The sequence below is a fragment of the Streptomyces sp. NPDC090445 genome (genome assembly GCF_044769385.1).
Lineage (GTDB): Bacteria > Actinomycetota > Actinomycetes > Streptomycetales > Streptomycetaceae > Streptomyces.
Map to the genome: position 1 here is coordinate 527,431 of NZ_JBIVXV010000001.1, position 15,409 is coordinate 542,839.

The 15,409-nt window shown below is 73.1% G+C and carries 12 protein-coding genes; 5 read left to right on the top strand and 7 right to left on the bottom strand.

Annotated elements, in window-relative coordinates:
• The 5 genes from ACIQUT_RS02375 to ACIQUT_RS02395 form a co-directional block, all read right to left on the bottom strand.
• A complete protein-coding gene (locus tag ACIQUT_RS02375) occupies nt 1-1,029 on the bottom strand; it encodes an HpcH/HpaI aldolase/citrate lyase family protein (RefSeq protein WP_403558329.1) in 1,029 nt (342 codons plus the stop codon).
• Nucleotides 1,026-3,077, bottom strand: a complete 2,052-nt coding sequence (locus tag ACIQUT_RS02380) for a protein meaA (RefSeq protein WP_403558331.1) — start codon at nt 3,075-3,077, stop codon at nt 1,026-1,028. The genes ACIQUT_RS02375 and ACIQUT_RS02380 overlap by 4 nt, the downstream gene beginning before the upstream one ends.
• A gap of 101 nt (nt 3,078-3,178) precedes the next feature.
• Entirely contained in the window at nt 3,179-4,516 is a 1,338-nt protein-coding gene (ccrA, locus tag ACIQUT_RS02385) for a crotonyl-CoA carboxylase/reductase (RefSeq protein ID WP_403558333.1), read from the bottom strand.
• A 461-nt stretch (nt 4,517-4,977) separates the two neighbouring features.
• Nucleotides 4,978-5,817, bottom strand: a complete 840-nt coding sequence (locus tag ACIQUT_RS02390; RefSeq protein WP_403558334.1) for a TetR family transcriptional regulator — start codon at nt 5,815-5,817, stop codon at nt 4,978-4,980.
• Nucleotides 5,818-5,992: 175 nt separating this feature from the next.
• Nucleotides 5,993-7,795 carry a 3-hydroxyacyl-CoA dehydrogenase family protein gene (locus ACIQUT_RS02395; protein WP_403558335.1) on the bottom strand — a complete coding sequence of 601 codons (1,803 nt, stop codon included), beginning with the start codon at nt 7,793-7,795 and terminating at the stop codon, nt 5,993-5,995.
• Between the two features lie 531 nt (nt 7,796-8,326).
• On the opposite strand from ACIQUT_RS02395, the gene ACIQUT_RS02400 reads away from it, so the two are divergent.
• Nucleotides 8,327-8,896: a HEAT repeat domain-containing protein gene (locus tag ACIQUT_RS02400; protein ID WP_403558337.1), complete on the top strand. Its 570-nt coding sequence runs from the start codon at nt 8,327-8,329 to the stop codon at nt 8,894-8,896.
• Nucleotides 8,897-8,919: 23 nt separating this feature from the next.
• Here the strand turns inward: ACIQUT_RS02400 and ACIQUT_RS02405 are convergent, their stop codons facing one another.
• Both ACIQUT_RS02405 and ACIQUT_RS02410 read right to left on the bottom strand, forming a co-directional pair.
• Nucleotides 8,920-9,336 carry a RidA family protein gene (locus tag ACIQUT_RS02405; RefSeq protein ID WP_403558339.1) on the bottom strand — a complete coding sequence of 139 codons (417 nt, stop codon included), beginning with the start codon at nt 9,334-9,336 and terminating at the stop codon, nt 8,920-8,922.
• Between the two features lie 129 nt (nt 9,337-9,465).
• Nucleotides 9,466-11,058: an alpha/beta hydrolase gene (locus tag ACIQUT_RS02410; protein ID WP_403558341.1), complete on the bottom strand. Its 1,593-nt coding sequence runs from the start codon at nt 11,056-11,058 to the stop codon at nt 9,466-9,468.
• A gap of 577 nt (nt 11,059-11,635) precedes the next feature.
• On the opposite strand from ACIQUT_RS02410, the gene ACIQUT_RS02415 reads away from it, so the two are divergent.
• From ACIQUT_RS02415 to ACIQUT_RS02430, 4 genes are all read left to right on the top strand, one after another.
• Complete coding sequence (locus ACIQUT_RS02415; protein ID WP_403558343.1) at nt 11,636-12,427, top strand: hypothetical protein; 792 nt, start codon at nt 11,636-11,638, stop codon at nt 12,425-12,427.
• 82 nt (nt 12,428-12,509) lie between these two features.
• Nucleotides 12,510-12,953 (top strand): SRPBCC family protein, encoded by a 444-nt coding sequence (locus ACIQUT_RS02420; protein WP_179178179.1) that lies wholly within the window; start codon nt 12,510-12,512, stop codon nt 12,951-12,953.
• A 206-nt stretch (nt 12,954-13,159) separates the two neighbouring features.
• The gene (locus ACIQUT_RS02425) at nt 13,160-13,993 is read left to right on the top strand and encodes a M55 family metallopeptidase (protein WP_403558345.1); all 834 of its coding nucleotides are present in this window, start codon (nt 13,160-13,162) and stop codon (nt 13,991-13,993) included.
• 1 nt (nt 13,994) lies between these two features.
• Entirely contained in the window at nt 13,995-15,401 is a 1,407-nt protein-coding gene (locus tag ACIQUT_RS02430; RefSeq protein ID WP_403558347.1) for a M20/M25/M40 family metallo-hydrolase, read from the top strand.
• Nucleotides 15,402-15,409 lie beyond the last annotated feature (8 nt).

Consider the following 15,409-nt stretch of genomic DNA (forward strand, 5'->3'; position numbering starts at 1 on the left):
TCAGGCCTCCGGGATCTCGAACTTGGTGGTCCGCTGCATGCCGGCGGCGCGGCCCTTGCCGGCGATGACCAGGGCCATCTTGCGGCTGGCCTCGTCGATCATCTCGTCGCCGAGCATCGCCGAGCCCTTCTTGCCGCCGGCCTCGGACGTGCACCAGTCGTACGCGTCGAGGATCAGCTCGGCGTGGTCGTAGTCCTCCTGGGAGGGGGAGAAGACCTCGTTGGCCGCCTCGACCTGGCCCGGGTGCAGCACCCACTTGCCGTCGAAGCCGAGGGCCGCGGCGCGGCCGGCGACCTCGCGGTAGGCGTCCACGTCGCGGATCTGGAGGAAGGGGCCGTCGATCGCCTGGAGGTTGTGCGTCCGGGCCGCCATCAGGATCCGCATGAGGATGTAGTGGTAGGCGTCCGCCGGGTAGCCGGGCGGCTGCATGCCCACGACCAGCGACTTCATGTTGATCGAGGCCATGAAGTCGGCCGGGCCGAAGATGATCGTCTCCAGGCGCGGCGACGCGGCCGCGATCTCGTCGACGTTGACCAGGCCCTTGGCGTTCTCGATCTGCGCCTCGATGCCGATCTTGCCGACCTCGAAGCCCATCGTCTTCTCGATCTGCGTCAGCAGCAGGTCCAGGGCGACGACCTGCTGGGCGTCCTGGACCTTCGGCAGCATGATGCAGTCCAGGTTCTGGCCCGCGCCCTCGACGACCGTGATGACGTCGCGGTACGTCCAGTGGGTGGTCCAGTCGTTGACGCGCACGACCCGGGTCTTGCCGGTCCAGTCGCCGTTGTTCAGCGCGTCCACGATCGTGTGGCGGGCGCCCTCCTTGGCGAGCGGGGCGCAGGCGTCCTCCAGGTCGAGGAAGACCTGGTCGGCCGGGAGGCCCTGGGCCTTCTCCAGGAAGCGCGGGTTCGAGCCCGGCACCGCGAGGCAGGAGCGGCGCGGCCGCAGCCGGTTCACCGGGGACGAACCAGAAGGGGCAGCGGCGGAGCCGCTTCCGCCAAGGGCGGTGGTGGGCGACGGGTGGGCGGTCATGCGGGGACCTCCAGGGGGTCGAGCTTGTTCGCTTTCCGGATCTCGTCGACGATACGGCCGATGATCTCCGTGATACCGAAGTCTTTGGGGGTGAACACGGCGGCGACGCCGGCGGCCTTCAGTTCGGCTGCGTCGGCCTGGGGAATGATGCCGCCCAGGACGACGGGCATGTCGGCCGCCCCCGCCGCGCGCAGCCGCTCCAGCACCTCGGGGACGAGTGCGCTGTGCGAGCCGGACAGGATCGACAGGCCCACGCAGTGCACGTCCTCGGCCAGGGCGGCGGTGGAGATTTCCTCCGGGGTGAGCCGGATGCCCTGGTAGACCACCTCGAAGCCGGCGTCGCGGGCCCGGACGGCGATCTGCTCGGCGCCGTTGGAGTGCCCGTCCAGGCCGGGCTTGCCGACGAGCAGGCGCAGCCGGCCGCTGCCGAGGTCCTCCGCGGTCCGGCTGACCTTCTCGCGGACGACCGCGAGCGGCGTGCCCTCCTCGGCGGCGACGGCCACCGGGGCCGACGAGACGCCGGTCGGGGCGCGGAACTCGCCGAAGACCTCGCGCAGGGCGCTCGCCCACTCGCCCGTGGTGACACCGGCGCGGGCGCACTCCAGGGTGGCCTCCATCAGGTTCTCGGTCCCGGCGGCGGCCTCCTTCAGCCGCGTCAGGGCCTGCCCGACGGTGGGGAAGACGAACGGGTCGCCGCCGCCCTGCCGGTCCGAGGACTCCTGCCGCTCGCCGCGCCAGCGCACGATCCGCTCGACGATGGTGTCCTCCACCGCCCCGTCCACCGTCATGATCGCGGTGTCCAGGTCGGCGGTGAGCGGGTTGGGCTCGGTCTGCTGGAAGCAGTTCACGCCGACGATCCTGTCCTCGCCGTTCTCGATCCGGGCGCGGCGCTCGGCGTGCGAGGCGACCAGCCGGGACTTGAGGTAGCCGGACTCGACGGCGGCCATCGCGCCGCCCATCTCCTGGATCCGGTCGATCTCGGCCGTGCAGTCGGCGACCAGTGCGTCGACTTTGGCCTCGATGACGTGCGACCCGGCGAAGATGTCGTCGTACTCCAGGAGGTCGCTCTCGTGGGCGAGGACCTGCTGGATGCGCAGCGACCACTGCTGGTCCCAGGGCCGGGGCAGGCCGAGGGCCTCGTTCCAGGCGGGCAGCTGCACGGCGCGGGCCCGGGCGTCCTTGGAGAGGGTGACGGCCAGCATTTCGAGGACGATGCGCTGGACGTTGTTCTCCGGCTGGGCCTCGGTCAGGCCGAGGGAGTTGACCTGGACGCCGTACCGGAAGCGGCGCTGCTTGGCGTCCTGGATGCCGTACCGCTCGCGGGTGATCGTGTCCCAGATGCGGCCGAAGGCGCGCATCTTGCACATCTCCTCGATGAAGCGGACGCCCGCGTTCACGAAGAAGGAGATGCGGGCGACGACCTCGCCGAACCGCTCCTCGGGCACCTGGCCCGAGTCGCGCACAGAGTCCAGCACGGCGATGGCGGTGGCCATCGCGTAGCTGATCTCCTGGACCGGGGTGGCTCCCGCCTCCTGCAGGTGGTAGCTGCAGATGTTGATCGGGTTCCACTTCGGGATGTGGTTGACCGTGTACGCGATCATGTCGGTCGTCAGGCGGAGCGAGGGCCCGGGCGGGAAGACGTGCGTCCCGCGCGAGAGGTACTCCTTGACGATGTCGTTCTGGGTGGTGCCCTGGAGCTTGGAGATGTCCGCGCCCTGCTCCTCGGCGGCCACCTGGTAGAGCGCCAGCAGCCACATGGCGGTGGCGTTGATCGTCATCGAGGTGTTCATCTGCTCCAGGGGGATGTCCTGGAACAGCCGCCGCATGTCGCCGAGGTGGGAGACCGGGACCCCGACCCGGCCGACCTCGCCGCGGGCGAGGATGTGGTCGGGGTCGTAGCCGGTCTGGGTCGGCAGGTCGAAGGCGACCGACAGGCCTGTCTGGCCCTTGGCGAGGTTGCGGCGGTAGAGCTCGTTGGACGCCTCGGCCGTGGAGTGGCCGGCGTACGTCCGCATGAGCCACGGACGGTCTTTCTGGCGCTCTGTCATCTCAGGCTGTCCCTTTGGCCCTTGATCGGTCCGACGACGGTTCGGTGGTCAGACGGTTCAGATGTTGCGACTGGTCGGACTGGTCGGACTGGTCCGCTCCGCTACGCGTCGCGGAACCGGTTGATGGCGTCGATGTGCTTGTCGCGCATCTCCTGGTCGCGGACGCCGAGGCCCTCCTCGGGGGCGAGGCAGAGCACGCCGACCTTGCCCTGGTGGAGGTTGCGGTGGACGTCGTACGCGGCCTGGCCGGTCTCCTCCAGGGAGTAGACCTTCGACAGGGTGGGGTGGATCTTGCCCTTGGCGATGAGGCGGTTGGCCTCCCACGCCTCGCGGTAGTTGGCGAAGTGCGAGCCGATGATCCGCTTCAGCGACATCCACAGGTAGCGGTTGTCGTACTCGTGCATGTAGCCCGAGGTCGAGGCGCAGGTGGTGATGGTGCCGCCCTTGCGGGTGACGTAGACGGAGGCGCCGAAGGTCTCGCGGCCGGGGTGCTCGAAGACGATGTCGATGTCCTCGCCGCCGGTCAGCTCGCGGATCTTCGAGCCGAAGCGCTTCCACTCGCGCGGGTCCTGGGTGCGCTCGTCCTTCCAGAACCTGTAGCCCTCGGCGTTGCGGTCGATGACCGCATCGGCGCCCATCTTCCGGCAGATGTCGGCCTTCTCGGGGGAGGAGACGACACAGATCGGGTTGGCGCCGCCGGCGAGGGCGAACTGGGTGGCGTACGAGCCGAGGCCGCCGCTCGCGCCCCAGATCAGGACGTTGTCGCCCTGCTTCATGCCGGCGCCGTTGCGGGAGACCAGCTGGCGGTAGGCGGTGGAGTTGACCAGGCCGGGGGAGGCGGCCTCCTCCCAGCTCAGGTGGGCCGGCTTCGGCATCAGCTGGTTCGACTTGACCAGGGCGACCTCGGCGAGGCCGCCGAAGTTGGTCTCGAAGCCCCAGATGCGCTGCTCGGGGTCGAGCATCGTGTCGTTGTGGCCGTCGGAGGACTCCAGCTCGACGGAGAGGCAGTGTGCGACGACCTCGTCGCCCGGCTTCCAGGAGTTGACGCCCGGGCCGGTGCGCAGGACGACGCCCGCGAGGTCGGAGCCGATGATGTGGTACGGCAGGTCGTGGCGCTTGGTGAGCTCGCTGAGCCGGCCGTAGCGCTCCAGGAAGCCGAAGGTGGACAGCGGCTCGAAGATCGAGGTCCACACGGAGTTGTAGTTGACCGAGGAGGCCATGACGGCCACCAGGGCCTCGCCCGGGCCGAGTTCGGGCACCGGGACCTGGTCGAGGTGCAGGGACTTGCGCGGGTCCTTGTCGCGGGACGGGAGCCCGGCGAACATCTCCGTCTCGTCCTTGTGCACGGTGATCGCGCGGTACGAGTCGGGGAGCGGCAGGGCCGCGAAGTCGGCGGCGGTGGCGGCCTGGGACTGGATCGCGTCCAGGATGTCCTTCACGGTGTTGCCTCCTGGGGTCCTCCCGGGCGGGGCCGGGGGAAAGCGCTGGATGAGGGTGCGCCGAGGGGTACGCGGTGCGTTCGGATGCGTGGGGCGGTGGTGCTGTGGTGCCGTCGGTCCGGCGGGCGGTGGTGCGGGGGCGGCGCCTGTGGTGCGGCGCGCGGGTGCCTGGTGACGCAGGCGTCCGGGGCGCGTTCCGTGCCGAGTGGGCGTGGACCGCGGGGACATCCGGACGAGATTCAACGTATGGCACCCCGTGTCACTCAGCAAGGCACCGCGTGCCAAAACTTTCTCTCATTTGCCGATTGACCTGCGCAGATGAGCGATGATCGATCAGAGTTACCGGCGAGTAGGGGTAACTCGGACAAACGGAAGCGGCCGCTCCCGGGAAGGGAGCGGCCGCTGTGACAAGCGTCGCTTCGTGTGGTTCCTCGTGCCGCTCAGGACACCAGGCGCCGTGGCTAGGTGTTGCGCAGTGCCTCTTCGATGGTCCGCATGACCTCTTCCAGCGGGGCGTCCGTCCGCGCCACCGCCACCAGCACCTCGCCCTGCGCGCGGACCTCGGCCGCCGGAGCCGCCGCCTGCCGGTCGGGCACCGGACCCGCCGCAGCGGTCATGGCCCGGCCGGCACCGATCCCCGTGCCGAAGGTCTTGCGGACGATCGCGAAGGCGCGGTCCAGCTGCGCCTCCACGTCCCCCTGGCCGCCCGACCGCAGCCAGCGCCGCAGCACGTGGTTGTGGGCCGTCACGACCGCCGAGGCGGCCACCTCGGCCAGCAGCGGGTCGTCGTTGCCGTCGTGGGGCTCGGTCTCGTCGAAGTGGGCCAGCAGATAGCGGGTGAAGAGCCGCTCGTACCGGGCCACCGAGGCGATCTCCCGCTCCCGCAGCGCCGGCACCTTCCGGGTCAGCCGGTAGCGCTCCACCGACACCGCCGGGGAGGCGGCGTACATCTTCATGACTTCCTTGATCCCGCGGCACACCGTGTCGAGCGGGTGCTCGTGCGCCGGGGCCACGTCCAGCACGGCCTCGGCCCGGATCAGCGTGTCGTCGTGGTCCGGGAAGATCGCCTCTTCCTTGGACCGGAAGTGCCGGAAGAAGGTCCTGCGCGCCACCCCCGCGGCCGCGGCGATCTCGTCGACCGTCGTGGCCTCGTACCCCTTGGTCGCGAACAGCTCCATCGCGGCGGCGGCGAGCTCGCGGCGCATTTTCAGCCGCTGCGCGGCCGCCTTGCTGCCGGCCGCGCTCTCCGGACTGTCGGAGGCCGCGGCGGCGCGGGGTGAGGTCTTGGCGGGCTGGGACATAGAGCGAAAGTACTTCATTCGCGCCGGGGCGCGCGCCTGAGGGGGGCGGTACGGGGGTGGATGCGGGGGAGGGCCCGCACTGGGCTCGGAGGGTGCGGTCCGCCGTGAGGGTGCGGCAGACCCGAGCAGCCCTCCCCACGCATCCGGATCGGGGGCCCCGTGGGCCGGGCCCGTCTTACCGGCGGGCGTACTCACGGAATCCGCGGCCGGTCTTGCGGCCCAGGCAGCCCGCCGCCACCAGGTGCTCCAGCAGCGGGGAGGGGGCCAGGCCGGGCTCGCGGAACTCCTTGTGGAGCACCTTCTCGATGGCCAGGGAGACGTCCAGGCCGACCACGTCGAGCAGCTCGAACGGGCCCATCGGGTAGCCGCCGCCCAGCTTCATCGCCGCGTCGATCTCGTCGATGCCGGCGTAGTGCTGCTCCACCATCTTGATCGCGTTGTTCAGGTACGGGAACAGCAGCGCGTTCACGATGAAGCCGGCCCGGTCACCGCAGTCGACCGGGTGCTTGCGCACCTTCGTGCAGACCGCGCGGACCGTGGCGTGCACGTCGTCCGAGGTCAGGACGGTCCGGACCACCTCGACGAGCTTCATCGCCGGCGCCGGGTTGAAGAAGTGCATGCCGATCACGTCCTGCGGGCGCGAGGTCGCGCGGGCGCAGGCGATCACCGGCAGCGAGGAGGTCGTGGTGGCCAGCACCGCGCCCGGCTTGCAGATCTTGTCCAGGGCCGCGAACAGCTCCTGCTTGACCGCCAGGTCCTCGGCGACGGCCTCCACGGCCAGGTCGACCTCGGCGAACGCGTCCAGCGACCCGGCCGGGGTGATCCGCGCCAGCGTCCCGGCCGCCGCCTCCTCGGTCAGCCGGCCCTTCGACACCGCACGGCCCAGCGACTTCCCGATGGCCGCCTTCGCCGCCTCGGCCTTCTCCTGGCTGCGGGCGGCCAGCACCACCGCGTAGCCGGCCTGCGCGAAGACCTGCGCGATGCCGCTCGCCATGGTGCCCGAGCCGGCCACGCCGACCGAGGAGACCGGGCGGCCCTCGCCGAGGCCGGCCCCCTCCAGCGGGGTCTGCGCGTCGCGGACGGTCTCGGAGCTGCCCGGCTCCGCGTACGTGTAGAAGCCGCGCCCGGACTTCTGCCCCGTCAGCCCGGCCTCGGCCAGGTGGCCCAGGATCGGGGCCGGGGCGTGCAGCCGGTCGCCGGAGGAGGCGTACATGGCCTCCAGGACGGTCCGGGCGGTGTCCACGCCGATCAGGTCGAGCAGGGCGAGCGGGCCCATCGGCAGACCGCAGCCGAGCCGCATCGCCGCGTCGATGTCCTCGCGGGAGGCGTACTTCGACTCGTACATGGCGGCGGCCTGGTTCAGGTAGCCGAAGAGCAGGCCGTCCGCGACGAACCCGGGGCGGTCGCCGACCGACACCGGCTCCTTGCCCAGGTCGCGGGCGAGGGCGGTGACCGCCTCCACCGCGGGCGGTGCGGTCAGGACGCTGGAGACCACCTCGACGAGCTTCATCGCGGGCGCCGGGTTGAAGAAGTGCAGGCCCAGGACGCGCTCGGGGCGCTGCGACTCGGCGGCGAGGCGGGTCACCGACAGGGCGTTGGTGCCGGTGGCCAGGATCGTGTCGGGGCGGACGATCGCGTCCAGCTCGGTGAAGATCCGGTGCTTGAGCCCGTACTCCTCCGGGACGACCTCGATGACGAGGTCGGCGCCGGCGGCGGCTTCCAGCTCGGTGTAGGTCCGCAGCCGGGCGAGGACGCCTTCGCGCTCCTCCTCGGTGAGGCGGCCGCGGGCCACGGAACGGGCGGTGGCGGCCGCGAGGGAGGCGGTGGCCCGGCGGGTGGCGCTCTCGCTGATGTCGATGCCGACGACCTCGCGGCCGGCGCGGGCGAGGACCTCGGCGATACCGGTGCCCATCGTGCCGAGGCCGACGACGGCGATGGTCTGCAGGGTGGACTGACTGGACGTGGACGGAAGGTCCATCGCGGGACTCCAGTGGATGAGGGTGACGACTGAGGGTGGCGCGCGGCGCACGACGCACGGCCGGAAGAACGGGAAAGCAGAACGGGAAAGCAGAAAACGGGAAAAGCGGGAGAACGGGAGATGTCCGCACAGGGCGCCGTGATCGGGCGGGGCGGGGCGGAACGGAGAGCGGCGGACCCTGTCCCGGGGCCACGCCGCACGTGGAGCGCAGTCCGCGGACGGCCGGCGGCCGCGTGCTGCGAGCGGTACCTGGCGGTACCGGTGGTGCTGTGCGGTACCTGGGTACCGGACCGACTGCACGAGGCGGCTGCGTCACCAGGCCGGCCTCGTACGTGTTGCAGCGAGACTAACTCGTCGGTAACTCCTTGGCCAGAGCGCGGAGAAGACAGCCGGTGTGACGTACGCCGCCCACCCGGGCGGCGCCGCAGCGCGTCCGCTCTCCGGATTCCCTTCGCCGTCCCGGCCACGGGACGGCGGCCAATGCGGGAGAACGCCGAACGGGCCGGCCCGGCTGCCCCTAGGGTGGGCCGCGTGAGCGACGGACAGGACGGACAGCGCGTACTGGAACGCCTGCGGGCCGAAGCGGACGGCTCTCCCCGCTACCGGGACCTGCTCGACGCGGACCCGGACGCGCTCGCCGCCTCCCTGATGTCGGCCGGGCTGCCGCTGTGGGCCCGGGAGCTGGCCGCGTACCGGCTGGGGCTCGCGGGCGACCGCCGGGCCTTCGAACCGCTGGTCCTGCTGCTCAACCACCGCGACCCGGCGCGCTGCGCGGCCGCCGCCGAGGCCCTGGCGGCGCTCGGCGACCCGCGCACCGCCCGCGCGGCCGCCGCCCTCGCGACGAACGAGCTGCGCACCGCGTACGCCCTCCAGCCCGTCCGGCTCCTCGTGGCGCTCCGCGCCCCCGAGTCCGCCCCCGCCCTGATCCGGACCCTGACCCGGCGGCTCGCGCCGCACGACCCGTACTGGCGGGTGGCCCTGGCCTGCGTGGAGGGCCTGGGCGCGCTGTCCGACCCGAGCGCCCGTGAGGTCCTCACCCGCGCCCAGGCCCACCCCCGCCTGGCGGTGGCCGCCACCCGGGCCCTGCGCACACTGCCCTGACGGCGGCCGGCGGCCGGCGGCCGTCAGGGGCGGCCGGGCTCCGGGACGACGGCGAACGCCTCCACCTCCATGAGGAGGTCCGGGTGGACCAGGGCGGCGACCTGCACCGCCGAGGAGGCGGGCAGGCGGTCCGGGGCGATCACCGCGTCGCGGGCCGCCCGCAGCGCCGGGAGGTGGGCCATGTCCGTGACGAAGTACGTCAGCTTCACGACGTCGTCGAAACCCGCCCCGGCGGCGGCCAGGCACCGGCGCAGGTTCGCGAACACCTGCCGGGCCTGCGCCCCGGGGTCGCCGGCGCCCACGATGCCGCCCTTCTCGTCGAACGCGCACTGCCCGGACACGGCGACGAACGTCCCGGTGCCCAGGACGACATGGGTGTAGCCGGTGCCGGGGGCGACGCCCTCCGGCGCCGCGATACGGGTGAGGTGGTGGTCGGTCATGGTGGACGATCATGCCGGAAGCCCGGAGCCGGTGCGGTACCGCGCCCCCGTAGAGGCGCGGGGAACTGCGCGATCAGCCCCCGCCGGCCCGCGGTTTCACGACCGGACTTCCCGCGGAGCGCTCGGCGCTCAGCTGCGGAAGCCCAGCAGGCCGTGCAGGGCCGCACCGCCCGCCGCGGGGGTCGCCGCGCGGCCGGCCGACGTCGGCTTCGGGTCGGGCTGGGCCGGGCAGGTCGCGTCCGCCGCCCGGCCCGTGCGCAGGTAGGCCGACACCTTCTCGTCCAGGCAGGTGTTCCCGCTCAGCGAGACCCCGTGGTTCCCGCCGCCCTCCTCCACCACCAGCGCCGAGCCCTTCAGTTTGTCCCGCATGGTCAGCGCGCCCCCGAACGGCGTCGCCGCGTCCTGCGTGGCCTGCAGCAGCAGCGTCGGCGGGAGGTCGGCGTTGGTCACGTCCGGCGCCTGGAGCGGCTCCGTCTTCCAGAACGCGCACGGGGCGTTGTACCAGGCGTTGTTCCAGGTCATGAACGGGGCCTCGGCGTGCGTGCGCCACATGTCGGCCCGCCAGGTGTTCCAGTCCTTCGGCCAGGCCGAGTCCCGGCACTGCACCGCCGTGTACACGCTGTACCCGTTGCCCGCCGTGGGCTCCACCGCCCCGAACCGCTCGTACGCCGCCACCAGCGGCTTGGCGTCCCCGCCCACCGTGTACGCCGAGAACGCCTCGGCCAGGTTCGGCCAGTAGCCGTTGTAGTAGCCGCCCGGCATGTAGGTGTCCTCCAGCTCCGCCGGGCCCACCTTGCCGCCCGCCGGCTCCTCGCGCAGCGCGGCCCGCATGCCGTACCAGCGCTGCTCGACCGCGGTCGGGTCGGTGCCCAGCCGGTAGGTGGCGTCGTGCTCGGCCACCCAGGCCAGGAACGCCTTGTGGCGGGCGTCGAAGGCGCGGTCCTGCGCGAGGTTGTCCTCGTACCAGACCCCGCCCGGGTCGACGACCGAGTCCAGGACCATGCGGTGGACGCGGCCCGGGTGCAGCTTGGCGTACACCGCGCCCAGGTAGGTGCCGTAGGAGAAGCCGAAGTAGCTGAGCTTCGGCGTGCCCAGGGCGGTGCGGATCGCCTCGATGTCGCGGGCGGCGGAGACGGTGTCGATGTACGGGAGCAGGTCCGCGTGCTTCGCCTGGCAGGCCTCGGCGAAGGCCTCCGCCCGCTCCAGGTTGGCCTGCTCGGTCTGCCCCGCGTACGGCACGGAGTCGGGGCGTACGGGGTTGAAGTGGCCGGCGGTGCAGTCGAGGGCGGGCTCGCTCTTGCCGACCCCGCGGGGGTCAAAGCCGATCACGTCGTACTGGGCGGCCACGTCCTTCGGCAGGGCGGAGGCGATGTACGGGGCCAGGCCCCGGCCGCTGCCGCCGGGGCCGCCGGGGTTGACCAGGAGCGGGCCCTGGCTCGTGGCGGCGGTGTGCGGGACGCGGGTCAGGGCCAGGGTGATCTGGCGCCCGGACGGGCGGGCGTGGTCGAGGGGGACCTTGAGGGAGGCGCACTCCAGCGTCGGGTAGCGGCTGGTGGCGCAGCCGGTCCAGCGCAGCGCGGCCGCCGGGGCGGACGCGGTGGTGCCGGCGGTGGCGGCGGCCGCGGGGGCCGGCGCGGCCCCGAGCTGGCCGGCCACCGCGGCGGCGGTGGCGGTGGCGATCGACAGCAGGACGGCGGCGCGCTTCTTCACGGGACGGGTCATGGGGCCTCCCAGCCGAGGGTTCTGGGCGGAATCGTCCCGGAAGCGCGGCCCGGAAAACGGGATTGGGCCCCGGATTGGCCCGATGGGATGAGATGGGGTTGACGGCTCCTCGGCCGCCGCCGACGGGCACAGCAGCATGAGCTGCTCCCGGCCGCCGCCCGCAGGCCCGACCACCCGCTCCGGCAGCCCGCCCCCCCGGGCGGCGCCCCACCGTGGGGACCGATACCGAATTCCGCCGCAGGCCCGCGGACTTGGCGGGCGATCCGCCGCCGGCGCCAGGCGGGCGCGTACACCCCGCCCGCACCCCTCCGCGCATACCGCCCGACCGGCCGTGGCCGGCACCGCCCCGACCAGGCGGTGACCCCCTCGCGCGGCCCGGGCCGCAGATGGAGTACCAGGGGTGTCACGGACGCCGCGTACGGCGCCGCCGAGGACAGCCGTACCCCTGACGGCCGGCCGCCGCGGGGCCTCGACCGCCGGGGCGGGACCGGACCTTGCGGATTCTCCTCCGCCGGCCGCGTTCGTCGCTTTCAATGGGCCGGTGGAGGGGATACGCGAGGGGGGCGGGGGCGCGGGGATGGGTGTGACGGAGTCCGGGCCGGAGGAGAACGGCGGCCGGGAGCCGCGGCGCCGGCTGGGCGAGGTGGCGGCGGCCGTCTCGGCGGCGACCGCCGTCGCCGGACTGCTGCTGGCCGTGTTCGGCCTGCCGGGAGCGGTGGTCTCCTCCGGGGCCAGGCCCCCGGCCCCGGGGACCCCCGCCTCGCCCGGGCCGAGCGCCACCGCCCCGTCGGCCCCGGGACAGCCCGCGACCCCGGCGCCCACGGCGCCTCCGGCGTCCCCGGCGCCTCGGGCGTCCCCGGCGCCCACGCCCGGGTCGGCCACCACCCCGGCGCCCGCGCCGCTGCCCGCCGGCTGGCACCCGTTCGTCGAGCCGGCGCTCACCCTCTCCGGAGCGGTGCCCGACGGCTGGCAGCCCGAGGCCTCGGACGACCTGCGCCGCAACTGGAAGTCCCCCGACGGCGCGCACGTCCTCGGGTACAAACGCGACAGCTTCAACGGCACCACCGCCGACGCCGCGGCCGACGGGCAGCTCGCCTGGTACCGCAAGACCGCCGAGTCCTCCATGGAGGGCCTCCAGGTGCAGCGCACCCGTACCGCCCACGACGGCAAGGACGCCGTCCTGCTCACCCTCGACTACCACTGGGCCGGTCAGAGCGCGCCCCGCAGACGGGTCGAGCTGTTCGTCACGGGCGCCGCCGGGCAGGTCTACCAGCTGCTCGTCGACAGCGAGGCGGGGGCGGGCCGGCCCGCCGAACAGGCCGGGCTGTTCGATACCGCACGGGCCCGGCTGCGCACAGACGTGCGCTGACCCGGGGCCCGATTTTGGGCCGCCGCCCCCGAAGTGGTTGGCTTGCCGCCGACGAGGCAACACAACTGCTGGAGGAACAGGTATGGCGCAGGTCGAGGCCACCACGGAGCGCATCATCGCGGCCGACGCGGACACCGTGTTCGACGCGCTGGCGGACTACACCGGCACCCGGGGCAAGCTGCTGCCCGAGCACTTCAGCGAGTACGAGGTGCGCGAGGGCGGCGACGGCGAGGGCACCCTCGTCCACTGGAAGCTCCAGGCCACCAGCAAGCGCGTGCGCGACTGCCTGCTGGAGGTCACCGAGCCCACCGACGGCCAGCTCGTGGAGAAGGACCGCAACTCCTCCATGGTCACCACCTGGATCGTCACCCCGGCCGGCGAGGGCAAGTCCAAGGCCGTCGTCACCACCGTCTGGAACGGCGCCGGCGGCATCGGCGGCTTCTTCGAGCGCACCTTCGCCCCCAAGGGCCTCGGCCGCATCTACGACGCGGTCCTGGAGAACCTGGCCCGCGAAGTCGAGGCCTGAGCCACGCCGTTGCCGGTGAGGCCGAGGCCGAGGACACGGCCTCACCGGTTCGGGTGGATTCCCGGCACGGGCGGGCCGGCCTTCCCGGGCGCGCCCGACAGGCCGCGGCGGGTCCGGAAAGCTAGGGTGGAGACCCGCGTGGACGGTGCGGTGCGCGACGTCCGCGCCGACCGCCGCGCTGCGCGCACCCGACCTCCGGGGGCCCGATGAAGATCCTCATCTCCGCCGACATGGAAGGCGCCACCGGCGTCACCTGGCCCGCCGACGTCCTGCCCGGTACCCCCGAGTGGGAGCGCTGCCGGCCGATGTTCACCTCCGACGTGAACGCGGCCGTCCTCGGCTTCCTCGACGGCGGCGCCGACCGGGTCGTCGTCAACGAGGCCCACTGGACCATGCGGAACCTCCTCCTCGAACAGCTCGACGAGCGGGCCGAGATGCTCACCGGGCGGCACAAGGCCCTGTCCATGGTCGAGGGGGTGCAGCACGGGGACGTCGACGGGGTCGCCTTCGTCGGCTACCACACCGGCGCCGGTACGGAGGGCGTCCTCGCCCACACCTACCTCGCCAACTCCATCACCGGGGTCTGGCTGAACGGCGTCCGCGCGAGCGAGGGCCTGCTCAACGCCCACGTCGTCGCCGAGTACGGGGTCCCGGTCGTCCTCGTCACCGGGGACGACCTGACCTGCCGCGACGCCGCCGGGTACGCCCCGGACGCGGTCACCGTCGCCGTCAAGGACCACGTCTCCCGCTACGCCGCCGTCTGCCGCACCCCCGCCCGCACCGCCGCCGACATCCGGTCCGCCGCCAAGCAGGCCGCGGGCCTCGCGGTGCGCCGGGACCCGGTACGGGGCGGCCCGTACACGGTCGAGCTGGAGTTCGACGCCGAGCACCTGGCGATGTACGCCACCCTCGTCCCGGGCGTCGAACGCAGCGGCGAACGCAGGGTCGCGTACACCAGTGATGCGATGTACGAGGGGATCCGGACGTTCAAGACGGTCACGACGGTCGTCTCCTCGGCCGTGGAGGAGCAGTATGGCTGACATGTCCGTAGCCACGCCCCAGCACCAGACACCCGCCGGGGAGCCGCCTGCCGAGGGGGACCCGGGCGACGGGTCCCCGGCCGACGGGTCCCCGGTCGACCGGGCGGCGCTCGACGAGGTCGTCGAGTTCACCTCCCGGCTCATCCGCATCGACACCACCAACCGGGGCGGCGGCGACTGCCGCGAGCGCCCCGCCGCCGAGTACGCCGCCGGGCTCCTGGCCTCCGCAGGGCTGGAGCCCGTACTCCTCGAACGCACCCCCGGCCGCACCAACGTGGTGGCCCGGATCGCCGGCACCGACCCCTCCGCCGACGCCCTCCTCGTCCACGGCCACCTCGACGTGGTCCCGGCCGAGGCCGCCGACTGGAGCGTGGACCCCTTCTCCGGGGAGGTCCGCGACGGGGTGGTCTGGGGCCGCGGCGCCGTCGACATGAAGAACACGGACGCGATGGTGCTGGCCGTCGTACGGGCCTGGGCCCGGGCCGGGGCGGCCCCCCGCCGGGACATCGTGATCGCCTTCACCGCCGACGAGGAGGACAGCGCCGTCGACGGCTCCGGCTTCCTCGCCGACCACCACCCCGGCCTCTTCGAGGGCTGCACGGAAGGGCTCAGCGAATCCGGTGCCTTCACCGTGCACACCGGCCCCCGGCAGCGCCTCTACCCCATTGCCGCCGGCGAACGCGGCACCGCCTGGCTGAAGTTGACCGCCCGCGGGACCACCGGGCACGGCTCCAAGCCCAACCCGGCCAACGCCGTCAGCCGGCTCGCCGCCGCCGTCGCCCGCATCGGCGAGCACCGGTGGCCCGTCCGCCTCACCGACACCGTCGCCGCCTGCATCGCCGAACTCGCCGCCCTGCAGGGCCTGTCGGTGGACCCGCGCAGCCGCCAGACCGACCTCGACGAGCTGCTGCCCAAGCTCGGCCCGGCCGCCGCCCTCGTCGAGGCGACCCTGCGCAACAGCGCCAACCCGACCATGCTCAGCGCCGGCTACAAGGTCAACGTCATCCCGGGCAGTGCCACGGCGTACGTGGACGGCCGGACGCTGCCCGGCGGCGAGGAGGAGTTCCTCGCCACCCTCGACGAGCTGACCGGCCCCGACGTCACCTGGGAGTTCCACCACCGCGAGGTGGCCCTCGAAGCCCCCGTCGACGGGCGGACGTTCGCCGTGCTGCGCGAGTCCGTGGAGCGCTTCGACCCGGCGGGGCGGGTCGTGCCGTTCTGCATGGCCGGCGGCACCGACGCCAAGCAGTTCTCCCGCCTCGGCATCACCGGCTACGGCTTCTCCCCGCTCAAACTCCCCCCGGGCTTCGACTACTGGTCCCTCTTCCACGGCGTGGACGAGCGGGTACCCGTCGACGCGCTGCACTTCGGCGTGCGCGTCCTCGACCACGCGCTGCGGACGCTGTGAGGGGGAGC